This window comes from Herbihabitans rhizosphaerae (genome assembly GCF_004216555.1).
In the GTDB taxonomy this organism is placed as follows: domain Bacteria; phylum Actinomycetota; class Actinomycetes; order Mycobacteriales; family Pseudonocardiaceae; genus Herbihabitans; species Herbihabitans rhizosphaerae.
In genome coordinates this window covers 578,630-601,383 of the sequence record NZ_SGWQ01000001.1, presented here as the reverse complement: position 1 = coordinate 601,383, position 22,754 = coordinate 578,630, and the positions used below count along the sequence as shown (strand labels likewise).

The 22,754-nt window shown below is 70.7% G+C and carries 20 protein-coding genes and 1 riboswitch; of the genes, 10 read left to right on the top strand and 10 right to left on the bottom strand.

Annotation, left to right across the window (positions count from 1 at the left end; all coding sequences use genetic code 11):
• Positions 1-4 precede the first annotated feature (4 nt).
• Together metE and EV193_RS03125 are read right to left on the bottom strand one after the other, a co-directional pair.
• The gene (gene metE, locus EV193_RS03130) at positions 5-2,278 is read right to left on the bottom strand and encodes a 5-methyltetrahydropteroyltriglutamate--homocysteine S-methyltransferase (protein WP_130342397.1); all 2,274 of its coding nucleotides are present in this window, start codon (positions 2,276-2,278) and stop codon (positions 5-7) included.
• Between the two features lie 121 nt (positions 2,279-2,399).
• Positions 2,400-2,606, bottom strand: a riboswitch (cobalamin riboswitch).
• A 23-nt stretch (positions 2,607-2,629) separates the two neighbouring features.
• Positions 2,630-3,238: a TetR/AcrR family transcriptional regulator gene (locus EV193_RS03125; RefSeq protein WP_130342396.1), complete on the bottom strand. Its 609-nt coding sequence runs from the start codon at positions 3,236-3,238 to the stop codon at positions 2,630-2,632.
• A 31-nt stretch (positions 3,239-3,269) separates the two neighbouring features.
• On the opposite strand from EV193_RS03125, the gene EV193_RS03120 reads away from it, so the two are divergent.
• The 6 genes from EV193_RS03120 (at position 3,270) to EV193_RS03095 (ending at position 10,992) form a co-directional block, all read left to right on the top strand.
• Positions 3,270-4,487, top strand: coding sequence for a saccharopine dehydrogenase family protein (locus EV193_RS03120; RefSeq protein WP_130342395.1), 1,218 nt, complete (start codon positions 3,270-3,272; stop codon positions 4,485-4,487).
• On the top strand, positions 4,484-5,269 hold the full coding sequence (locus tag EV193_RS03115) for an N-formylglutamate amidohydrolase (protein ID WP_130342394.1): 786 nt from the start codon (positions 4,484-4,486) through the stop codon (positions 5,267-5,269). The genes EV193_RS03120 and EV193_RS03115 overlap by 4 nt, the downstream gene beginning before the upstream one ends.
• A gap of 376 nt (positions 5,270-5,645) precedes the next feature.
• On the top strand, positions 5,646-7,256 hold the full coding sequence (locus EV193_RS03110) for a GMC oxidoreductase (RefSeq protein WP_130342393.1): 1,611 nt from the start codon (positions 5,646-5,648) through the stop codon (positions 7,254-7,256).
• Between the two features lie 340 nt (positions 7,257-7,596).
• Entirely contained in the window at positions 7,597-8,955 is a 1,359-nt protein-coding gene (locus EV193_RS03105) for a condensation domain-containing protein (RefSeq protein WP_130342392.1), read from the top strand.
• A 13-nt stretch (positions 8,956-8,968) separates the two neighbouring features.
• A complete protein-coding gene (locus EV193_RS03100; protein ID WP_165401193.1) occupies positions 8,969-10,327 on the top strand; it encodes a condensation domain-containing protein in 1,359 nt (452 codons plus the stop codon).
• An 11-nt stretch (positions 10,328-10,338) separates the two neighbouring features.
• Positions 10,339-10,992, top strand: coding sequence for an SDR family oxidoreductase (locus tag EV193_RS03095; RefSeq protein ID WP_130342390.1), 654 nt, complete (start codon positions 10,339-10,341; stop codon positions 10,990-10,992).
• Here the strand turns inward: EV193_RS03095 and EV193_RS03090 are convergent.
• Positions 10,987-11,523, bottom strand: a complete 537-nt coding sequence (locus EV193_RS03090) for a TetR/AcrR family transcriptional regulator (RefSeq protein WP_278044160.1) — start codon at positions 11,521-11,523, stop codon at positions 10,987-10,989. The genes EV193_RS03095 and EV193_RS03090 overlap by 6 nt on opposite strands.
• Positions 11,524-11,822: 299 nt before the next feature.
• Between EV193_RS03090 and EV193_RS03085 the strand changes: the two genes are divergently transcribed.
• The gene (locus tag EV193_RS03085; RefSeq protein WP_130342388.1) at positions 11,823-12,590 is read left to right on the top strand and encodes a hypothetical protein; all 768 of its coding nucleotides are present in this window, start codon (positions 11,823-11,825) and stop codon (positions 12,588-12,590) included.
• Between the two features lie 91 nt (positions 12,591-12,681).
• A complete protein-coding gene (locus tag EV193_RS03080) occupies positions 12,682-15,348 on the top strand; it encodes a beta strand repeat-containing protein (RefSeq protein ID WP_130342387.1) in 2,667 nt (888 codons plus the stop codon).
• A gap of 9 nt (positions 15,349-15,357) precedes the next feature.
• Here the strand turns inward: EV193_RS03080 and EV193_RS03075 are convergent, their stop codons facing one another.
• The gene (locus EV193_RS03075) at positions 15,358-15,906 is read right to left on the bottom strand and encodes a TetR/AcrR family transcriptional regulator (protein WP_130342386.1); all 549 of its coding nucleotides are present in this window, start codon (positions 15,904-15,906) and stop codon (positions 15,358-15,360) included.
• A 102-nt stretch (positions 15,907-16,008) separates the two neighbouring features.
• On the opposite strand from EV193_RS03075, the gene EV193_RS03070 reads away from it, so the two are divergent.
• On the top strand, positions 16,009-16,608 hold the full coding sequence (locus tag EV193_RS03070; RefSeq protein ID WP_130342385.1) for a DUF2867 domain-containing protein: 600 nt from the start codon (positions 16,009-16,011) through the stop codon (positions 16,606-16,608).
• A complete protein-coding gene (locus tag EV193_RS03065; RefSeq protein WP_130342384.1) occupies positions 16,605-17,090 on the top strand; it encodes a hypothetical protein in 486 nt (161 codons plus the stop codon). The genes EV193_RS03070 and EV193_RS03065 overlap by 4 nt, the downstream gene beginning before the upstream one ends.
• Here EV193_RS03065 and EV193_RS03060 read toward each other — a convergent pair.
• The 6 genes from EV193_RS03060 to EV193_RS03035 form a co-directional block, all read right to left on the bottom strand.
• A complete protein-coding gene (locus EV193_RS03060) occupies positions 17,078-18,205 on the bottom strand; it encodes a SagB/ThcOx family dehydrogenase (protein WP_130342383.1) in 1,128 nt (375 codons plus the stop codon). The two genes, EV193_RS03065 and EV193_RS03060, sit on opposite strands and share 13 nt — an antisense overlap.
• A gap of 159 nt (positions 18,206-18,364) precedes the next feature.
• Positions 18,365-19,552, bottom strand: a complete 1,188-nt coding sequence (locus EV193_RS03055; RefSeq protein WP_130342382.1) for an MFS transporter — start codon at positions 19,550-19,552, stop codon at positions 18,365-18,367.
• The gene (locus EV193_RS03050) at positions 19,549-20,304 is read right to left on the bottom strand and encodes an ABC transporter ATP-binding protein (protein ID WP_242613158.1); all 756 of its coding nucleotides are present in this window, start codon (positions 20,302-20,304) and stop codon (positions 19,549-19,551) included. The genes EV193_RS03055 and EV193_RS03050 overlap by 4 nt, the downstream gene beginning before the upstream one ends.
• Before the next feature lie 17 nt (positions 20,305-20,321).
• Entirely contained in the window at positions 20,322-21,359 is a 1,038-nt protein-coding gene (locus tag EV193_RS03045) for a FecCD family ABC transporter permease (protein WP_130342380.1), read from the bottom strand.
• Positions 21,356-22,411 carry an ABC transporter substrate-binding protein gene (locus EV193_RS03040; protein ID WP_130342379.1) on the bottom strand — a complete coding sequence of 352 codons (1,056 nt, stop codon included), beginning with the start codon at positions 22,409-22,411 and terminating at the stop codon, positions 21,356-21,358. Before EV193_RS03040 ends, EV193_RS03045 begins: the two co-directional genes overlap by 4 nt.
• Positions 22,408-22,737 (bottom strand): hypothetical protein, encoded by a 330-nt coding sequence (locus EV193_RS03035; protein ID WP_130342378.1) that lies wholly within the window; start codon positions 22,735-22,737, stop codon positions 22,408-22,410. Before EV193_RS03035 ends, EV193_RS03040 begins: the two co-directional genes overlap by 4 nt.
• Positions 22,738-22,754: the final 17 nt, after the last annotated feature.

Here is a 22,754-nt window from a genome sequence, read left to right as displayed (position 1 = left end):
TCGGCTACTTCCCTTCCCGCACAAGGCGTGCGGCGGCGACCAGGTTGCGCAGTGCCGGCTCGACCTCGGCGTAGCCCCGGGTCTTCAGGCCGCAGTCGGGATTCACCCACAGCCGCTCGCGCGGCACGGCGCGCACCGCCGCCGAGAGCAACTCGGTGACCTCGGCTGCGTCCGGCACCCGAGGCGAGTGGATGTCGTAGACGCCCGGCCCGACGCCGCGATCGAACCCGATGGCCCGCAGGTCGTCCAGCACCTCCATGCGGGACCGGGCCGCCTCGATCGTGGTGACGTCCGCGTCCAGCGCGTTGATCGCGTCGATCACATCGCCGAACTCCGAGTAGCACAGATGGGTGTGGATCTGCGTGGAGACAGCGACTCCCGAGGTGGCGAGCCGGAACGCGGACACGGCCCAGTCCAGGTACGCGCTCCGGTCGGCCGTACGCAGCGGCAACAGTTCGCGCAGCGCCGGCTCGTCGACCTGCACGATCCGGATGCCGGCGGCCTCGAGATCCCGGACCTCGTCGCGCAGCGCCAGCGCGACCTGCCGCGCGGTGTCCGCCAGCGGCTGGTCGTCGCGCACGAACGACCAGGCCAGGATCGTGACCGGCCCGGTGAGCATCGCCTTGACCGGCTTGTCGGTCAGCGACTGCGCGTAGCCGCTCCACTCGACGGTGATCGGCGCCGGCCGGGACACGTCGCCGTACAGCACCGGCGGTCGTACGCACCGCGAACCGTAGGACTGCACCCAGCCGTGCTCGGTCGCGGCGAACCCGTCGAGGTGCTCGGCGAAGTACTGCACCATGTCGTTGCGCTCCGGCTCGCCGTGCACCAGCACGTCCAACCCGATCCGCTCCTGCAACCGGATCACGCGCTCGATCTCCGCGCGCATCAACTCGGTGTACCGGTCGTCGTCGACCCGTCCGGCACGAAGGTCCGCTCGGGCGCGACGGATCTCGGCCGTCTGCGGGAACGACCCGATCGTGGTGGTCGCGAGTGGCGGCAGGTCCAGCCGCGCCTGCTGAGCCTGGGTCCGCGCGAGGTAGGGCGCGCGGCGCAGATGCTCCGGCCGCAGTGCCGCGATCCGCGCGTGCACCCGATCGTCCCGGCCGGACGGTCCGGCCACCGCGGCGGACAGCGGTGCCGCGTCCGGGTCACGCAGCGCACGTCCGAGCTGGGCCACCTCGGCGACCTTCTGCCGGGCGAACGCCAGCCGCTCGCGCAGCCGGTCGTCGAGCCGCGTCTCCAGGTTCAGGTCGTAGGGCACGTGCAGCAGCGAGCACGACGTGGACACCGCCAGCTCGCCGACCGACCCCAGCAGCGACACGCACCGGGACAGCGCCACCGGCAGGTCGGTGCGCCACACGTTGCGACCGTCGACCACGCCGGCCACCACGGTCTTGTCCCGCAGGCCCGCGATGCCGGCGATCTGGTCGACCGTCTCGGGCGCGGACACCAGATCGACGCTCACCGCCTCGATTCCGGTGTCCGCCAATACAGGCAGCGCGTCACCCCACGGTCCGAAGTAGCCGGCGACCAGGATCGCGGGCCGGTCCCGCCGGGCGGTCAGCCGCGCGTACGCGTCGCCCAGCGCGCGCAGTTCCACGTCGCTCCGGTCGGCGCAGAACGCGGGCTCGTCGAGCTGCACCCAGGCAGCGCCCGCCGCGTCCAGCCGGGCGAGCAGTTCGGCGTAGCAGTCGACCAGACGGTCCAACAGGTCCAGCGGCGCGAAGTCCTCCGGCGCGTCGGCGGATCGCTTGGCCAGCAACAGAAAGCTCACCGGTCCGAGCAGCACCGGGCGGGTGAGTACGCCCAGCCGCAGCGCCTCGGCGAACTCCGCCACTGGCTTGTCGCCCACCAGGCGCGGCACGGTGTCCGGGCCGATCTCGGGCACCAGGTAGTGGTAGTTCGTGTCGAACCACTTGGTCAGCTCCAGCGGCGCGACCTGATCGCGGCCGCGCGCCATCGCGAAGTAGGTGTCCACTGTGGACAGACCGAGTTCGCGGTACCGGCGCGGCACGGCGTCGAACAGCGTTGCCGTGTCCAGCACGTGGTCGTAGTAGGAGAACGTGTTGCCTGGCACCGAATCCAGGCCCGACTCGGCCAGCCCGATCGACGTCGCGGCGCGCAGTTCCCGAGCGGTGTCGGCCAGCGCGTCTGGGCCTGCGTCTGGGCCGGCGCGACCGGACCAGTACGCCTCCAGCGCGCGCTTGAGTTCGCGATGCGGGCCGATCCTGGGGTAGCCGAGGACGGTCGAACCAATGGCGGGCTTGTCGTGCACAGCTCTCTCCTCGCGAGCGGGCCAGTGAGCCCGGGGGAGAGGCGGCACGCGAGCAGGCGGCGCTGGGCCACCGTGTCCGCATGAACCGTCCCTCGCGGTTCCGGACTCCACACGTGCCCGGCGGGCGCGTGTACCAATGGCAGGTCTTCGGACTCGCGGGCATCGTGCGTTTGCCTACTGGCCGTCGCTTCCCGGACTCGCGTCCAGTGCTTCGTGACGGCGGTCGTTCCCGTTCACCGCTGCGGGGCAGTCCCGGATTCACACCGGGTTCCCTCTTGCCTCACCCTCTGACCGAACCAGAAGGTGAACCATCGGCACCCTCGAACGTAGCCGATTCACCCATCTGTGCCGTCACCCTGTGCGAATCGTCTCAACAGGCAGACCGGCGAGCAGGAGCCGGGCCGCCGCCCTAGCCTGTCGCCGCCGTTTCGGCGCGTCCACGCCTTGCAACACGAATGCCCAGTGCGCTTCGACCAGGCAGGTCAATCCGTAGGCGACCTGCCCGACGGCGGCCGTGGTCGCGGTTGGGGCGGCGAGTGCGAGCTGTCGTTCGACCTCCGGCAGCCACACGTCGAGCCAGAGCACCCGCAGCCGATCGCGGACCGTGTCGTCGCGGGCGGCCAACGCGACCAACTCGGTCCAGACCACGAGGTCGTCGCGGTTGGCGTAGAAACCGGGGGCGAAGGCGCGGTCGATCCGCGCCTCGATCGACAGGTGCTCCGCGCCGAGCATGCGACGGCCGTATCCGCCGACGACCTCATCGATGAACGCCGCGAGCAAGCCGGGCCGGTCGCCGAAGTAGTGGAACACCAGCGTGCGCTGCATGCCCGCCTCGTCGGCCACCGCCGACACGGTGGCGTCGTCCAGCCCGCTGCGCGCCACGACCCTGGCCATCGCGTCGAGGATCTCCGCCCTGCGCTCGACCGCCTTGCTCGGCCGCCCAGGTTTGTTTACTGTCACGACAGTCAATATATCTCGGAAGGGAGCACCGATGCGAGTCCTCGCACTGGGCGGCGCGGGCGGCATGGGCCGCCACCTCTGCCGCGCCGCGATCAACCTGGACGGCGTCAGCGAGCTGATCGTGGCCGACCTCGACGCGAGTGCCGCCGAGCGGTTCGCCGACCAACTCGGCACGCCCGCACGGAGTCTTGGCCTGGATGTCACCGATCACGCGGCACTGCGCGAGGCTTTGAGCGAAGCCGACGTTGTGGTGAACACCGTCGGGCCGTTCTACCGGTTCGGCGTTCCGATCCTCGCCGCGGCCATCGACGCCGGCTGTCACTACCTGGACATCTGCGACGACTGGGAACCCACGATCGAGATGCTGGAGCTGTCCGCGCGGGCCGAGGCCGCCGGTGTCACCGCGGTGATCGGCATGGGCGCCACGCCTGGGCTGTCCAACCTGCTCGCCGTACTCGCCGCCCGAGAGTTGGACGGCGTCGAGGAGATCGTCACCGGGTGGAACGTGGAAGCCGGCGGGCTGGACGCCGCCGGTCCTGGTGTCAGCGCGGCCGTCGTGCACGGCATCGCCCAGATGACCGGCACCATCCGCGTTCGGCGCGACGGGCGCTTCGTCGACGAACGCCCGCTGCGCCGCACCATGATCGACTACCCGGGGCTGGGCCGGCGCGCCACCTGGACGTTCGGCCACCCCGAGCCGATCACGTTGCCGCGCACCATTTCCGCCGCGACGAGCGTCAACGTCACCACCGGCAGCCGCCCGTTCCTCGCCTTCATGCGGGCCACCCGCTGGGCCGTGGACCGCCGGCTCGTCTCCGCGGCGCGCGCCGCCCGGGTCACGCAGTTCGCCGAACGGCATCTGCCGTCGCCACCGCTGGACAAGCATGTCAGGCCTGACCGGCTGCCGCCGCTGTTCGCGCTCGCCACCGGTACCCACGACGGACGACCCGCCGTCGTGGCGGCCGCGCTGTGTCATTTCCCTGGCACGACAATGGGTGCGGTGACCGGCGTGCCGCTCGCCGTCGCGCTCGAACTGTGCACCACCGGAGTCCTTGCCGCACCAGGGGTTTTCGCGCCGGAGGCGATCATCGATCCGGAGCACTACCTCGCCAGGCTCGCCCCGCACTGCCCGACGAACCCGGCACCCGAGGAGATGGCCGTGATCACCCGCTCCTGGGACCCAGACGCCACCACGACCTATCGCGACGCCATCCGACGCGCGCTCACCGCCGTGGCGCACCACCGATGAACTTCGAGATCACGCCGGGTGCGCCCGAGTCCCCGGTGATCCTGCACGTGCCGCACGGATCTCGGGCGCTGACACCCGAGGCCAGGCAACGGATTCTGCTCGACGACGCCGCGCTGTCCGCCGAACTTGATCACATCACCGACGCGCACACCGGGCTGATCGCCGCCCGTGCCACCGCGACCGCGAGCCGGACGCCGTGGGTGTTCGCCAACCGGCTGTCCCGGCTGGTGGTCGACCCGGAGCGGTTCCCCGACGACCGCGAGGAGATGCACGCGGTGGGCATGGGCGCGGTGTACCTGCGTACCTCGCACGGCGAACCGTTGCGCGACAACGATTCCGCGCACGTGGAGGATCTGCTCGCCCGGCACTACCGGCCCTACGCGACGGCGATGGCCGGTCTGGTGGACGCGCGCCTGGCGGCGGTGGGCCACGTGGTGATCATCGACGTGCACTCCTACCCGAGTCATGCTTTGCCCTACGAACTGCACGCGACCGGCAACCGGCCGGCCGTGTGCCTGGGCGTGGATTCCTTTCATACTCCCGAATCTCTGCGCGACGCCGCGGTGCGCGCGTTCGCCGAGGTCGGCGATCTCGACGTGAACACGCCGTTCAGCGGCACCTACGTCCCGCTCGACCACTACCGGCGCGCGGCGGACGTGAGCGCGCTGATGATCGAGATCCGGCGGGACATGTACATGGCCGAACCCGGTGGTGCGCCCGGAAACGGCGTGGAGCCACTGGTGCGCGCGCTCGCGCGGCTCATCGACGCTGTCCAGTCATGACGGCCTCGGTGACACTCACTGGTTCGCCGATGGTCCGCGTACCAGGGTCGCCGTCACAGGCAACGTCTCCTTCGACGAGGACTTCTCAAAAGTGCGCTGACCAAGCCCGTGAAGGTGACTCCACCATCACCGACGGCCTTACGTGCATCACCCTCACATTCCCCGTCCTCGATTGATCTTCTGTGACCTGGGCTTTCTCCGTGGCCGAGGGACTTTAGCGGGCTAAAGTACGCAAAACATGAATGGAGCGATCGCTAAGTTTCGGACGGCACGACGTTGTTCGGCAGCCGCCTGGTGACGCGTGGGCGACCACGATCGAGTGAACGCGGTCCTGACTACTTTTCGCGTTTGATCGTGTCGTGTGAGTATCCGACGCATGGCTTCGTTATCGCGCAGGCGCTTCCTCGGCATGTCCGCACTCGGCTCGGCGGCCGCGCTCGGCCTCGGTTCGATCACCGTGGGCCACGCGGCCGCCCGGGGGAGTGACGCGGCGCCCGCGGTGGTCATCGGCACGGGATATGGCGCGGCCGTGACCGCGCTACGGCTGGGCGAGGCCGGCATTCCGACGGTGATGTTCGAGATGGGCCGGCTCTGGTCCACGCCCGCCTCGGACGGCCGGATGTTCTGCCCGATGTTGTCACCAGATGGTCGCGCCATGTGGTTCAAGCATCGGACCGAGGCACCGCTGGCCAGCTTGCTCTGGCTGGACCTGGTGAACCGGGACATCGAGCCGTACGCGGGCGTGCTCGACCGGGTCCGGCACGGCGACATGTCGGTGTACCTCGGTCGCGGGGTCGGCGGCGGCTCGCTGGTCAACGGTGCCATGGCGGTCGTGCCACGGCGGGAGAACTTCGCGGAGATCCTGCCGACCGTCGACGCCGGCGAGATGTACCGCACGTACTTCCCGCGCGCCACCGCGCACCTCGGCGTGAACACGATCGATCCCGCCTGGTTCCAGGGCAGCGACGCGTACCGGTACGCCAGGGTGTCCCGGGCCGCCGCCCAGAAAGCCGGGCTGCGCACGACGTTCGTGCCCAGCGTGTACGACCTGGACTACCTGCGCCGCGAGGAGAACGGCGACGTGCCGCGCTCGGCGCTGGCCGGCGAACTGCTCTACGGCAACAACCACGGCAGGCGCTCGCTGGACAAGACCTACCTCGCCGAGGCGCTGGGCACCGGCAACGTCACCATCCACGCCCTGCACGAGGTCACGGCGATCGCGCCGGAGCCGGACGGCTCGTACACGCTGACCGTCCGCGAAATCGATCCGCACGGCACGACGATTCGGGTCGCGGAGTTCCACACCCGGCACCTGTTCCTCGGCGCGGGCAGCCTCGGCACCACCGAGTTGTTGTTGCGCGCCAGGGAAACCGGCGCGCTGCCGGGTCTCAGCGAGGAAATCGGCCGCGGCTGGGGTACCAACGGCAACGTCATGGTCGGCAGGGCGAACCACCTGTGGCACCCGACCGGCACGCTGCAGTCCACGATGCCCATGCTCGGCATCGACGACTGGTCCAACCCGACCCACCCGGTGTTCGCCGAGGTGGTGCCGCTGCCGGTCGGCCTCGAGACGTGGATCAGCCTGTATCTGGCGATCACCAAGAACCCCGAGCGCGGCCATTTCAGCTACGACTCGGCGACCGACTCCGCGCGGCTGCACTGGACCGCCGACCAAGCCCAGCCGTCCATCCGTGCGGCCAAGGCGCTGTTCGATCGCATCAACCGCGTCAACGGCACGGTCTACCGGCACGACCTGTTCGGCGACACGAGGGCGTTCGAAAGTCGCTTCACCTACCACCCGCTCGGCGGCGCCGTTCTCGGCAAGGCCACCGACGGGTACGGCCGTGTCCTCGGCCACCGCAACCTCTACGTCGTGGACGGATCGCTGATTCCGGGCAGCACCGGTGTCAACCCGTTCGTCACGATCACCGCACTCGCCGAACGCAACGTCGAGCGCGTCATCGCCGAAGACCTCGCCGGCAGTTAATGGGGTCTTAACGTCGCGCATCACAGTGCGCTGAATTAACCGCCGGTTACCCAAATGAGGGAGGGCGGGTGAGAACGAGCACACACACGCCTGCGCGCATTATGAACAAAAGGTAAATCCCCAGCACGGGGGTCATGTTGATCATATTTTAGTAGGTATGGAACCATCGTGGGCATGGCCTTGCCATACCCCTGTTCGGGTGTAATCTCTCGGCGGAGACCGTGCGACAGTGTCGACGTGCGGCACGCCTGCAGACCTGGGTGCAATCTGCGGCATTCAATGTGAACCGAGAGTTCGTTCCTCGATACCCCTTTGTCCTTTTCGTGAAATGGCGCCTTAAATGGAACTGAAAGAACTGTCCGACTGCGGTGTGCGCCCAGGCACGCTGACGCTGTGGCGGCCGGTCGCCGCCCGGGCCAGCTCCTGGGCCGACGACGAACGCGCCCCGGCCCACGCGCACGAGGCCCATCTGCGCGCGGCGTCCGGAGCCGGCCCGACCTGGGTGGGCTCCTCGTTCCGGCTCGGCAAGGCCAGCCAGGACGAGATCGCCGAGGTGCTGCGGCGCTGGGTCGCCCGGCACGAGACGCTGCGCAGCCTGTTGCGGGTCGAACGGGACGGGCAGTGGTGCCGGTGGACGTTGCCCGGCTCCGGCGTGCGGGTCCGCGCCATCGGTCCTCGGCGGATCTACGACGGCGAGGCGGTGCGCCGCCGGATCGAGGCCTTCTTCGACCGGGCGACCCCGCCGGACGCCTGGCCGAACACCGCGTTCGCCACGGTCGCCGACGCCGAGGGTGTGACCGTGTACTTCGCCGGTGATCACGGCCATCTCGACGGCTACTCGGTGCTCGTCGTGGCGTCGGAGGTGCGGGCGCTGCTGGCGAACCTGCGCGACCCGTCGGTGCCGGTCCCCGCACCCTCGGCCAGCTATCTCGACTTCGGGCCGGACGAGCGGGCCGGTGTGGAAGGCCTGGCCGCCGAGCACGACACCGTGCTGCGCTGGCGCGAGTTCCTCGACTCGACCGGCGGGACGTGCCCCGGTTTCCCCGGCCGGCTGAACGCCACGGCTGAGGTCCGGCAGGGCAACGACTACCGGTGGCTGCTTGACGGCGATCAGGCCGACGCGTTCGGCGCGGCCGCGAGGGACGCCGGTGTCACCACGCCGGCCGGTCTGCTCACCTGCCTCGGTCTCGCCGTGCGCGAGCACACCGGTCGGGCCGAGACCGCCGTGCTGACCTTGGCGCATACCAGGACCAACCCGCGGTGGCACAGCTCGTTCGGCTGGTTCGTCGGTGTCAGTCCGCTGCGGTTCACCCTCGCGCCCGGCGCCGGATTCGCCGGCGCCGCACGCGATGTCGCCGTCGCGCTGGACCGCTACGCCGGCATGGCCAGCGTGCCGGTACCCGTGGTCGAACGTCTGCTCGGCGCCTCGATCAGGCCGCGGTTCGTGGTGTCCTACATGGACATTCGCCGGATGCCCGGCGCCGATGAGTGGGCGGCCTGCGACAACCGGATGCTGCGCAGCGGCGTCACGGCGTCCGACGAGGTGTACGTCTGGATCACCCGGAGCCGGCGCGGCCTGCACCTGTCCGCCCGCTTCCCCGGCACGGCGCGTGACGCCGTGCGCCCGTTCATCGACCGGTTCGCCGACACGGTCGGCGCTCTCGCCGCGACCCGCGAACTCGTGCCCGTCACCGTCTGAGAGGGGAACTTCCATGCGCCGAACCGATATGGACGACTACCGCCCACGGCCGGGCACGCTGGTCGAGTTCGAGCTGACCGCGCGTGGACCCGCTGTGCCACACGGGATCCCGCCGTCGCTGATCCAACAGGGACACATGCGCCTTGCCGGAGAGAACCGCGCGGCCGGCGTGCGCCAGTCGCCGTGGGTGGCGCACGCGTTCAATGTTCCGGGCCGCGCCGACGTCACGGCGATGAGCGCCGCGCTGCGGGACTTCGTCGCGGCACATGATTCGTACCGCGCATGGTTCGAGCACGGCGGCGAGGGCGGGTTCACCGGCTGGGGCTATCCGGCCGACGCGATCAGGGTGGCGCCGCGCGAGGCCGGCGAGTTCACCGACTCCGTCGCGCTGCGCGATCACCTGCACGCCTCGATCGACGCCGGCACCATCCCCCATTCGTGGCCGGTGTGCGTGGCCGGGGTGATCCTGCGCGACGAGTTCTCCACGTTCTATCTGGCCATCGACCATTCGCTGTCCGACGGCTTCTCGATGGCGCTGCTGTTCGCCGAGATGCGGGCCCGCTACGACGGCCACCGCACCGGCACGCCGGTCGAGTTCGGCGCCACCGACGAGATGCTGATGATCACCGCGCGGGAGCACAAGCGGGTGGCCGAGCTGACCACCGACTCGCCGGAGATCGTGGCGTGGCGGGAGTTCATCGAGGCCGGCGGCGGACGGTTGCCGAGCTTCCCGGCCGATCTCGGCAATCCGAGTGGCGGGCTGGTGCCGGCCAAGCGCCTGGAGACCGAGATCTTCGGCGAGGCGGGCGGGGCGCGGTTCCGCGACCACTGCCGGGCGCGCGACGGCGGGTTCGCCGGCGGTGTGTTCGCCGCGCTCGCGCACGCCCAGCGCGAGGCCGACGGCACCGAGCTGTACCGCGTGCTGACCGCCGTCACCACCCGCACGAAAGATCGCGGGCTGCGCACCCAGGGCTGGTTGATCAACCTGGTGCCGATCATGATCGACACGCGCGGTGACTTCGACGAGCTGATCCCCAAGGCGCACGAGGCGTTCAAGCGGGCGCGCACACTCGCCCAGATCCCGTTGCACGCGGTGATCGCGATGCTCGCGTCCGACGGCGAGTCGCTCAGCATTCCGCCGATGGTGTCCTACGTGAACGGGCGCGGCCTGCCCGGTGCCGCCGATTACACCGCGTGCGACGCGCGCTTGTTGCCCGGGCCGGACAACGCCGCGGACGTGTCGATGTGGTTCAACTGGATGCCCGACTACGTCAACGTGGTGACCCAGTTGCCGGACACGCCCGAGGCGTCGGCCACCGCGCCGCCGCACCTGGCCCGCGTGGTGGAAACGATCAGGGCGGCTGGCCAGTAGGGTCACTGTTCGTGAGGATTTTCGTGATCGGAGCCGCCGGCGGGATCGGCCGGCGGCTCGCCGCGCGCCTGGTCGCGCGGGGCGACGAGGTGACCGGCATGCACCGATCGGCCGAGCAGACCGGCACGGTGCGCGAGGCGGGCGCGGTGTCCGTGCTCGGCGACCTGATCGAGGACTCGGTCGAGGCGTTGGCCGAGCGGATCGCCGGCCACGACGTGGTGGTGTTCTCCGCCGGCGCGCACGGCACCGGGCTGGACTTGACCACGGCGATCGACGGCCGAGGGCTGGAGAAGACCGCCGACGCCGCCGAGCGGGCCGGGGTGCGCCGGTTGGTGCTGGTGTCGGTGTTCCCGGACGCGGGGCGCGGCGGCGAGCGCGGCTCCGGCTTCGAGCACTACATGAAGGTGAAGAAGACCGCAGACGTGTACCTGACGCGCACCGGGCTGGACTGGCTGATCGTGCGGCCGGGCACGCTGACCGACGACGAGGGCACCGGGCGGGTCACCGCAGGCCCGGCGATCGAGTACGGGCGGGTGCCGCGCGCGGACGTGGCGGCGTTCATCGAGGTCGCGCTGCACGAGCCGGCGCTGAGCCGCACGATCGTCGAGCTGACCGCGGGGTCCACTCCGGTGGCCGAGGCGGTCGCCGCACTCGCGAGGTCATGAGGTCCTGGACCGCGCGCCCATCAGCCGCACGGCGTCCGGCAGGCTGACGCCGGGGCTGGTCGACCACCACAGGGTGACGTCGTGCAGCAACGCGGAGGCGGCGCCGGCGGCCACCGAGGGCCGAGGGTCGGTGACCGGGTCGGTGCGCAGCCGTGCCGAGGTGAGTGTGGCCAGGTCGCTGCGGAACTCGTCGGTGATCGCCCACATCATCGCGCTCACCTCGGCGTCGTTGTTGCGCAGCGCGAGCAGGGAGCGGATGCCGGCGCGGCCGTCGTGCTCGAGTACGTCCGGTCCGAGCAGCGAGGCGAGGCAACGCGGCCAGACCGCGACGACGGACCGGATGATCGGCTCGTCGGTCGGGCAGGCCCGCGCGCCGCTCGCGACGGCCGACAGCAGCAGCCGGTACGGCTGCTCGATCAGGTCGTGCTTGCTCGGGAAGTGCCGGAAGAAGGTGCGCGGCGACATTCCGGCGGCCTTGGCGATCTCGGCGGTCGTCGTGCGCGTGAACCCCCTCACGGCGAACAGCCGCATCGCACCGAGCCAGAGCTCGACCCTGGTGCGATGGGCGCGCGGACCACACGGGTACATGCCATACCTCCCGTGCAGGTGATCACGGATGTGCGGTCGTATGACGTCGACACGGACAGGTGTCACCCGGTGGTGTGAATGCCACGCTTTCGTGAGCATCAAGATCAAGTGACACGACGCGCGGCGAATCGTGTCACTCCTGGTCACCCGTTCGGGGGTAACGGCGCTCTGATCACCCTGCGCGGCTGATTCACCGTGTCAGCCTGTGACCGGCAACACAGTCCGCCACTGGGAGGCGTGCCGTGATCGCAGCTGACCGCACACACCGGGCGCTGTTCGCGCACTGGTGTGCGCGCCTGCTGCTGGTGCTGGGCGGGGCCGTGATCGTGACCGTCGCCCTGTGGGCGCTGACCGAATCGCCGGCCAATGCCGAGCCGTCCCTGCCGGAGGCGTCCGCCGAACGGGTCACCGCCGTCGGTGAGGACGTGCGCCGGGTGGCGGAGCCGCCGGCGAAGCGGGCCGTCGACAAGGTCGTGCGGCACAAGGTGATGCCGGTCGTCGACGCGGTGGTGCACCGCCCGCGGGAGATCGTGCGCGACACCGCGCGCCGGATCGTGCGGCCCACGCCGCCGCCGTTGCCGGCCCTGCCGCCGTTGCTGCCGCGCCCCGAGATCCCGACCCCGCCCGGTCCGATGCCCAGCCCGACGCCCCCGCCGGTGGTCACTCCGCAGGTGACGCAGGTGCCCGTGCCGGCCCAGGCGGCCGCGCTGCCCACGGTCGTGGAGTCGCCGGCGCACGAGTCACGGGAGATGCGGCAGGCGCCGGCCGGCCGGGCCATGGTGCTCCCGCCGTCGCGTGATCTGCCGTCGCGCCACACGCCGTCGCCAACCGGTCCGCCGTGCGTGCCGATGACCGGCGGTCACGGCACTGCCGGCGCCGGCCACGCGCCGACCGGGATCGCGACCGACTCCGGGACCGCCGGCGAACCGTCGGGCTGCCGCACGGTTCGCCGTGGCTCCGACATTCGCCCGCCGCAAGCGGGCGCGCGACCCGGCGTCACTCCCGACTGACCGTTCGCCACACCCATGTCACCACCCGGCGCGGTGGACGTTCCACGCGCGCCGAATTCCCACAAACCTTTCTGTACCAAGGAGAACTGTCATGCACATCTGGACAAGGCGAGGACTGCAGACCGCACTGCTGACCGGCGGCCTGCTGATGCTCGGCACCGGTATCGCCTCCGCGGACGACAGTGTCGACCCGGACCGCCCGGCGAGCCCGCTGGACGGCGGCATCACCGTCCCGCTCGACATCGGCGACAACGCGATGGGCACCCCGACCGGACAGATGAACCTGCCCGAGTACAGGGGCGAGCTGAGCACGAGGCAGGTGACCGATCCGGTGCGCACCGCCGCACCCGCGCGGTCGCAGGCCACGCCCAGCGTCAAACCCAGCCCCAAGCCGATGAAACCCGTGCGGAGCAAGGGAATCCCGCGTCCGGACAAGCCGGCCGCACCTCCTCCGGCCGGTGATCCGTTCCTGGGCAACCGCGTCAACGGTGATCTCGTGGTGCCGGTGCAGATCACCGGAAACGCGATCGCGCCGCCGATGACCTCGGCGACCGTGCAGGGCTCCGACCACAAGCAGAGCCACGACGGGCGGCAGAACATCGACACCGGCGGCAACGGCTCCACGCTCGGCGGCAACGTGGTGGACCTGGACTGGGCCGTTCCGGTCCAGCTGTCCAACAACGCGGTGTCCTGGTTCGGCAACGCCAGGACGGTCGACGGCAACGCCGAGCAGGACGTGGACACCGGCGGTGACACCACGACCGACGGCCGGGGCGGCACCCTCGCCGGCAACGTGCTCGCCGGACACTGGGCGACTCCGGTGCAGTTCACCGGCAACGCGGTGAGCTGGGGCGGCAGCTCCCAGGTGACCGACTCCTCGGCGAGCAACGACACCGAGAGCGGCGGCGCGGTGGACACCGGCGGCCGGGACGGCACCGGCTCCGGCAACGTCGGCGCGGTGCCGCTGGCCTTCCCCGTCGAGTTCAACGGCAACGCCCCGACCTGGGGCGGAACGTCCACTGTGGACTCGTCGAATACGACGATGGACGCGACCGCCGGTGGCACGAAGAACGGGATCAACGACATTCCGACCTACGTGCAGACCGACGGCGACAACGGCACGGCGTCCGGCAACGTGGCCCAGCCGCAGGGTGCGTTGCTGGCCAACGTGTCCAGCGTCGCGGCGTCCTGGATCGGCACCTCGTCCACCGGTGGGGCGTCGCGGCCGAACCCGCGCGTGGTGCCGATTCCGAGTCCTGAGCCGGTCGCTCCGGTCGCTCCGGGTGAGGCGAACAGCAGCTCGACGTCGAACGTCACCTCCGGCGGCTTCTCCAGCTCGTCGGCCGACGGCGGGACCGGGTCGGGCAACCTCGCCGACGCGCCGGTCGCACTGCCGGCCGAGGTGTTCGGGGTCGGCGGGACGTGGATCGGCAGCAGCCACGCCGCGCACGACAACACCTCGCGTGCCACCGCGGGCAGCGGCACCTACACCAACGGCGACAACGGGACCGGGTCCGGCAACACCGCGTCGACTCCGCTCGCGGGCAGCCCGGACGTGTTCGGTGTCGGCGGCTCGTGGATCGGCGACGCGTCCGGTCAGGCGAGCAACGACAAGGTCGTACAGGCCGGCGGGTACAACGGCACGCTGGGCAACGATTCCACGGCGTCCGGCAACCTGATCGCCGGCCCGGTCGCGCTGCCGGCCGAGGTGTTCGGCGTGGGCGGTTCGTGGATCGGCTCCGGTACCGGTATCGCGCAGGAGCGCAAGACCGTCAAGGCCGGCGGCGGTGGCAACACCGACGACGACGGCGGCAGGGGCTCGTCCAACATCATCGCCGCGCCGGTGTCCGCGCCGGCTCAGGTGTTCGGTGTGGGCGGTGCCTGGATCGGCAAGGGCGTCGGTGAGGCCAGCAACGACACCGACTCCTCGGCAGGCGGCGACTACCACGCGACTGGCGACCTCGGCACGATCGCCGGCAACATCGCCCAGGTCCCGGTGTCCTTCCCGGCGCAGGTGCACGGCATCGGCGCCGCGTGGGGCGGTTTCGGGCAGGGCGTGTCGGACAACGAGACCGACTCGACGGCCGGCGGCGACAACGACGCCGAGGGCACCGGCGGCCAGCTCGCCGGCAACGTGGTGCAGGCTCCGGTCGGCTCGACCGCGGGCGTGTTCGCGATGGCGCCGGTGTGGGTCGGCCGGGTGACCGGCGACGCCACCAACGACGTCAGCTCCACGGCCGGCGGTGACACCACGGCCAACGGTGACGGCGGCCAACTCGCCGGCAACGTGGTGAGCGCGCAGGCGCTGCCGGTCGCGCAGGTGTTCGGCAACGCGGCGAGCTGGTTCGGGTCGTCGGACGGCAGCGGTTCGAACGACACGGACGTCGCCTCCGGCGGTGACATCACCAGCTCCGGTGTCGGCGGCTCGCTGTCCGGCAACATCGCCGACGTCCCGGCCGCGGCCGTGGCGCAGGTGTTCGGCAACTCGGCGGCGTGGTTCGGCGACTCCTACGCCTGGGCGGACAACCAGACGATCGGGCAGTCCGGCGGCACCACGACCACGACCGGCGGCATCGACCAGCAGATCCCGGTCGGCGCGGTCGGCCAGGTGTTCGGGTTGAACCCCGAGCTGGTCGGTCAGGCACTGTCCACGGTGAACAACGACACCGACGTCACCGTCAACGACACGCCGGCGCAGCTCGACCTGCCGGTCGACCTGTCCGGTCTGCCGATCAACTCGATTCCGACGATCATCTGACGGTCACCGTTATGCGACCAGGTACTCGATGGCAGTCGCGAGTACCTGGTCGCGGGTGCTCCCGCCGTGGTCGGCCGCGATGTAGTAGTTGCCGATGACCAGCGAGAACGCGAGCATGCAGCGCCCTTCGACCTCGGCGTCGTCCGGGCAGAACTGGCCGAACAGCGTCCGCAGGTAGGCCACCCGCCGGTTGTCCACCCGCCGCAGGCGCTCGGCCACCGCCGGGTCGCGCCGCGCCCAGTCCCGGATCGCCAGGTCGGTCGGGATCATCCCGCCGGTGAAGATCAGCTCCGCGGTTCTGCGCACCTTCGTGCGGGCGTCGCCGCCACCGGCCTCCACGCGTTCGATCACGCCTTGCGCGCCGAGCTGCTCCCAGGTCTCCAGCATCGCGTCGAGCAGCGCCTGCCGGTCCTTGAAATGCCAGTAGAACCCGCCTCGGGTGACGCCGAGCGTCTTGGCCAGCGGCTCGACCCGCACGGCGTCCGGGCCGCCGCCGGCGAGCGCGCGCAACCCCTCCTCGATCCACGTGCTGCGCGGGGTGCGGGTCGGCGGTGCCATCGATTCGATCCTATGCCGCTCGTGTGCGGCGTCACCTTGACCGCGCCTGAGGCCGGTGGGAGCGTAGGTGATACATACAGTGCTGTATGGATGGAGGTTCGGATGAGACTTCCGAAGACCGCGCACACGTCGCAGCCGTGGCGGATCCACGAGATCGCGCACGACTTCACGGTCGAGGACGTGTGGGCGTTGCCAACCCCGGGCGGCCCGGATGACCTGCCCAAACTGATCGACATGTTCACCTCGAACGATGGCCCGGACGGGTTCTCCCGCATCACCAACGCGCTGCTGGAACTGCGCTGGAAGATCGGCGGACTGCTCGGCTTGGACAAGCCGGAGGACGGTGTCGGCACCCGCGTGCCGACCCTGCGCGACCGGCTGCCCGCCGACCTGCGCGACGGCCCGCGCGGGCCAGAACTGGGCACCGACCCCTTCACGTCGGTGTACCTGACCGACAGTGAATACGTCGCCGAGATGGCCAACAAGACCGTGCACGGAGTCCTGCACCTGAGCTGGGTGCCGGACGGTGACGGCGGCTACCGCGGCCAGATGGGTGTGCTGGTCAAGCCGAACGGCCTGTTCGGCACGGCCTACATGGCCGCGATCCTGCCGTTCCGCTACCTGATCGTGTACCCGGCGATGCTCCGCGGGATCCGCAAGCGCTGGGCGGCGACCTACCCGAATCTGAGGAGCGTGTCATGACCGAGTCCCTGTCCACCGTCGTCCGCGAGATCGAGGTGCCGGCCGCCGCACGCGACCTGTGCACGCACGACCGGATCGGCTACCAGAACGCGCTGCTCGCCGAGCTCGACTCGGCCGCCGACCGGACCGCCGAACAGTGGGCGTGCATGGTGACCGAGGGTGCGTCCGACGAGATGCGTGCCGGCCTGCTCGCCGGGTGGTCCGAGCTGGGAGCCCAGCTCGGACCACTCGACGCGCCCGATCACGTGCTCGGCTGGCCGATCCTGCGCGCCGCTCCGGAGTTCGCGCTCCTCGGCGTGACGTCCACCAGGGGCTTCCGCTGCCAGACGCTGGTCATGCGTGACGAGCGCTCGGTCCTGTTCGCCTCGTTCGTCCAGTTCGACACGGACGAGGGACGCGCGGTGTGGGGCCAGGTCGAGCACATGCACACGCCGGCCATGAGCCGGCTGCTCCAGGAAGCGGTCGACCGCTACACCGGCTGAGCGGCCAGCGTCATGTCGATAGGACGGCCGTCCACCGGACCGGCGGGATTGCCGGCGCCGAGCAGATAGAGCGCGGTCTCGGCGATCCCGTCGATTCCGAGTGCGCGCTCCACCTCGGTGTCCCGGAACGCGGCCGTCTGGAACGGGCCGAGCCCGGCGGCCGTGCACACCAGGTTGAACGTCTGGGCAAGGTGCCCGGCGTCCAACATGATCATCCGCAGCGTCCTCGGGTGCCGGTACTTGTACGCCGCGCGCTGCACCAGTGCGGTCATGAACACCACGAAACCCGAGGTCACGGCCATCTGCTGGCCGAAGGCGAGCCGGTCGACGTCAGCGGCGGCGAAGTCGGGGTCGATCAGCTCCAGGCTGTGCTGCTCGACGTTGTAGTGGTAGAGCCCTGGCGTCACGCCGTCCACGTTCAGCACGCCGACGTAGGCCTCCAGCTCCTGCCGCGCGCCGCCGCCGGGGCTGGTGCGCATGAACAACGTGCCGTACTCGCGCGCGTCCACGAAGTACATCGGCGCGAACGTGTAGTGCAGCACCGTGGCCAGCTCGCGCAGCCCGACCGGCGTCGGGGTGAACGCGCGATGCGTGCGCCGGGACAGCAGCACCTCGCCGAATTCGCCGCGCAGCGGGAGAAACGCGCGCGGCAGGCGAACCCTCGGCGCGTCCGGGTAGCTCTTGAAGATCTCCGGCGGCGGCCCGCTGGCCAGCGCGACCTCGGCGGCGGCCGACCGGTGCTCGTCGTCGTCGCCGATGTACACCGCGTCCTTGGTGCCGAAGTGGAAGAAGCGCGCCTCCTGGCTCCAGTGCGCCCATTCCACGGCGAGCTGGTCCTCGCGTTCGGCCATCTCCGGGGTGCGCAGCAGGCCGGCGTCGACCAGCGTGTCCACCGCCTCGCGCACCGATTCGGCGGAGTAGTCGGGCAGCTCGGCGGCCACCGCGTCGACGTCGGTCCAGTCGTCGAACTTGTCGAGCAGGCGCAGCGTGGCCTCGTCCACCACGACGGCGTTGTCCTCGTCGACGTCCGAGGACTTCTCGGTGAGGTAGTCCTCGAGCACGAACTCGCCCTCGCTCCAGTAGCCGACCAGGCTGCGAGTACGGCGGAACTTCATGGTCATTCCCTTCACGAGCCGGGCAGGAGAGGACAATCGGGCAGGGCGGGGCGACGTCCCAGGTCGCCCCGCCCCTCACCCCGGATCAGGCCGGGTGGTTCGACAGCAGGTTGCCGCGGGTCTTCTTCCGACGGACCTTCACCTTGAGGGTCATCGAGGTCACCTCCCTTCCGACTCGACACGGTCCCCGGTTGGGGCGGTCAACAGGGCGCGGCCGAGCACGGTGGCGGCCGCGGCGGTGGCGAGTACGGCCGCGGCGAGCACCATCGGGGCGCGCCAGTGCAGGTCGGCCAGCGCGCCGCCGAGTGCGGTGCCCAGCGCGTTGCCGGCGAACGTCGCGGTGGTCGCCCAGGCGAACGCCTCGGCCACCGTCCCGCCCGGCGCACACCGTCCGACCAGCGCGAACTCGCAGATCGTCACGGGGGACAGGGCCAGCCCGGTGAGCACCGCGAGCGCGAACATGCCGCCGGCACCGATCCCGGTCAGCAGCGGCAGTACGCCGATCGCGTAGCAGGCAAGGAGAATCGCGTACCGGCGTGCCAGCGGCGTGGTCCACGCGCGGGCGCCGTAGGCCAGCCCGCCGGCCGCGCTGCCGATCCCGATCGCGGTGTACAGCAGGCCGCCGGTGTCGCCGGCGAACCCGATCAGCGACACCCGCAGCGCGCCGAGCGCCATGCCGGCGGCGGCCACCGTGGCGAGCAGCAGCCGGAACCCGGGCGCGCGCAACGGTCCGAGCCCGCGGATCGGGGTGGCCGCGCCGGAGTGCGGCATCGTTCGCACCGCGGGCAGTCTGGCGAACAGCAGCGCGCCGGCCAGCAGCACCACGGCGGTGGTGACCAACGCGGCGGTCGGGCTCGCCGCGAGCACGATTCCGGTGGTGACCAGCGGGCCGACGATCAGGAACAGATCGAGGAAGAACGCGTCGACGGCCATCGCGGTGTCCACAAGGTCGTCGGAAAGCAGCCGCCGCAGGAGCGCGCGCTGACAGGCCGGCACCGGCGGGATCGACGCGCCGGCGATCAGCGCGACGGCGGCCGTGGCGAGTACCGATCCGGTCCGTACGGCCAGCGGCAGCACCGCGAACGCCACCGCGACCACCACCGCGGTGATCAGCAGCGGGCGCATCGGGCCGTACCGGTCGGCGAACCGCCCGAGCATCGGCCCGGTCAGCGCGTACCCGACGGCCGCCGCAGCCGCCACGGCGCCGGCGCTGGCGAGGTCCCAGGTCTGGCCCGCGAGCAGCAGCACGGCCAGCGGGTACATGCTCACGCCGAGCCGGGTCAGCGCGCCGACCGCCAGCACGGGCGCGATCCCGTTGTGCCGCAACAGAAGTGCGTACCGTCTCACGGTGTACCGTCCACAGTGGACAGAATCAGGTGTGGCCGGCCGGTGCGCGGGTGCGTGGTGAAGTCGGCGTGCACACCGAACACCGACCGCAGCAGCTCGGCGGTGAGCACGTCCTCTGGCGGCCCGCCCGCGACGATCTTCCCGGAGTCGATCACGTGCAGCCGGTCGCAGTACCCGGCGGCCAGGTTCAGGTCGTGCACCGCCATCACGGTGGTCAGGCCCAGCTCGCGCACCAACTCCATCAGTTCCAGTTGGTGGCGCACGTCGAGGTGGTTGGTCGGCTCGTCGAGTACCAGTACCTGGGTCTGCTGGGCGAGCGCGCGGGCCAGCAGCACGCGCTGCCGTTCGCCGCCGGACAGCGTCGCGAAGTGCCGCTCGGCAAGGTGTAGCGCGTCCACCCTGGTCAGCGCGCCGGTGACGATCTCGCGGTCGGACGCGGTGGTGGCGGCCAGCGGGTGTTTGTGCGGTGTGCGGCCCATCGCGGCCATCTCGAACACCGTCACGTCGAAGTCGGAGCGCGTCTCCTGCGGCACTCCAGCGATCTTCCGAGCCACCTTCACGGGCGACAACCGCCAGAGGTCGGTCTGGCCCAGATATACCCAACCGGAGTATGGTTTGAGGTGCCGGTATACGGTGCGAAGCAAGGTCGACTTTCCGCCGCCGTTCGGCCCTATCAGGCCGCACAGGTCACCCTCCGCAACGAGAAGATTCGCTCCGGAAATGATTTGCCGTCCGGACAGTTTGACCCGCACATCCTCTAGTCGCAGGTTCACAGTCCGGTCTCCGACAGTCGCCGGCGGGACATCAGCAGCAGGAACACCGGCGCGCCGATCACCGCGGTCACCACGCCGACCGGCACCTCCTGCGGCGCGAGCACCGAGCGTGCGGCCAGATCCACCAGCACCAGGAACGCCGCGCCCGCGATCGCCGCGGCCGGCAGCACCCGCCGGTGATCACTGCCGAGCAGCAGCCGCACCGCGTGCGGCACCACCAGCCCGACGAAGTAGATCGATCCGGACAGCGCCACCACGACCCCGGTGACCAGCGACGTCGTGGCGAACAGTTCGCGGCGCAAACGACCGGGCGGCACTCCGAGCGCGTTCGCCGTCTCGTCGCCGACCAGCAGCGCGTTCAACCCGCGCCCGCGCACCAGCAGCGCGGCGAGGCCAATCGACAGCGCGGCGGCCGGCACCCCGAGGTCGGTCCAGCGCGCGCCGGCCAGCGAGCCGAGCAGCCAGAACAGCGACGAGTTCGTCTTGCCCGGGTCGTCTGCCTGCAGCACCAGGAAGTTCGCCACGCCGAGCAGCGCGTGCCCGGTGACCACGCCGACCAGCAGCAGCCGGGTCGGGCTTAACGACCCGCCGCGCGCGGCCAGCAGGTACACGATCAGGAACGTGATCAGCGCGCCGGCCACACCGGCCAGCGCGTGCGAGGTGACACCCCAGAAGCTGATCCCGACCACGATCGACGCGACCGCGCCGACGCACGCGCCGGAGGAGATGCCGAGCAGGAACGGGTCGGCCAACGGGTTGCGCACCAAGGCTTGCGCCGCGACGCCGACCACCGCGTGACCCGCGCCGACCATCGCGGCCAGCAGCACGCGCGGCAGCCGCAGGTCCCACACGATCCCGTCCTGGGTGATCGTCCAGTTGTTCGGATCGCCGAGCCCGGTCAGCCGGTGCGTGAGCACCTGCCACACCACATCCGGTGGCACCCAAACCGAGCCGTAGCCGATTCCGGCGGTGATCGCGATCGCCAGGACGGTGAGCAGTGCGGCGTAGACGACGGTTGTGCGTCTGCCCGTCACCGCATCTTCTCCGGAAACAGTTGGCGCGCAAGGGAAACCACCGCGTCGGCGTTGCGCACGCCGCCGTTGGAGCCCTGCTCGTAGACCAGCCGCGCGAACCGTCCGCCGCGCACCGCCGGTGTACCTGCCAACACTGGAAAGCTTTTGGCAAAGCTTTCGGCTGCGGCGAACCGCGCCTCGGTCTCGGCCGGGTTCCCCTTGTCGTAGACGATCAGCAGGATCGCCTCCGGGTTGCGCTTGGCGACCTCCTCCCAGCTGATCTTCTGGTACGGCTTGTTCAGGTCGCCGAAGATGTTGCGCGCCCCGGCCAGTGACAGCGTCGCGTTGACCGCCTGCCGGTTGCCCGGCGCGTACGGCGTCTGCGTGCCCTCGTCGAACTCGAACGGGAACACGGCCGGCGGCGGGGTGCCGGCGAGCTTGCGGGCCACGTCGTCGGTCTTGGCGCGCATGTCGGCGATCAGCCGCTCAGCCCGGTCCTGGACGCCGAAGATCGCGCCGAGATTGCGCAGGTCCCGGTACACCAGCTCGAAGTCGCCGCGCGCGCTCGTGGTGGCCGCCGGGCACGACGTGGACAGCGCCAGGTAGGAGTTGATCTTGTTGTCGGCCAGCTCCTGCTGCTTCATCGCGCCGTCGGCGTCGAAGTTGGAGGTGAACCCGCCGAGCACGAAGTCCGGGCGTGCGCCGAGCATCTGCTCACGCGGCACCGCCTTGTAGGAGCCCGGCGCGTAGCTGCCGGCGAGGTGGGGCAGTCGCTGGGCCGCCGCGTCGAACTCGGGCGGGAACGTGCCGGCCTTGGGCGGTGACCCGATGCCGACCACCTTGTCCGCCACACCAAGCCAGAACAGCAGTTCCAGAACGCTTGTTGTGAGTGCGACGACCCGCTGTGGTGGCGCGGTGAAGGTGACCTGGCGGCCGTTGCAGTCGGTCACCGTGGCCGGTTGGTACCCGGCGCTCTGCGACGCCGGCGGCGCGTCGGCGCGTCCGGACGGCCCGCCGCAGCCGGCCACCACCAGCGCGATCACCACGAGCAGGGCGGACGTGCGGGCGGTCATGAACCACTCCTCGGTTCGGGTGGCAGGCCGTGTGCCGGGTGGGCGAGCAGCGCGGTGATGTGGCGGGTCTGCTCGGCGGATTCCGGACACAGCGCCCACTCCCGGCAGCCGACCGACGGGCTGACCAGCAGCACGGCGACTCGATCCTCGGGGCAGGTGCGCAGGCAGCCGCTGACGGTGACGGTTAAGCGCTCGCGGCCGATCAGCCGGTAAAGGCTGGCGCGCAGCCGCCGGACCCAGTCGTCGCAACCGTCTGGCCGGCAGCGGCCGCACACCATCAGCACCGCGTCGGTGCGTGGTCGCCCGGCGACCTGTGGTGTCCGCATGTCGAGCAAGGTCGTCG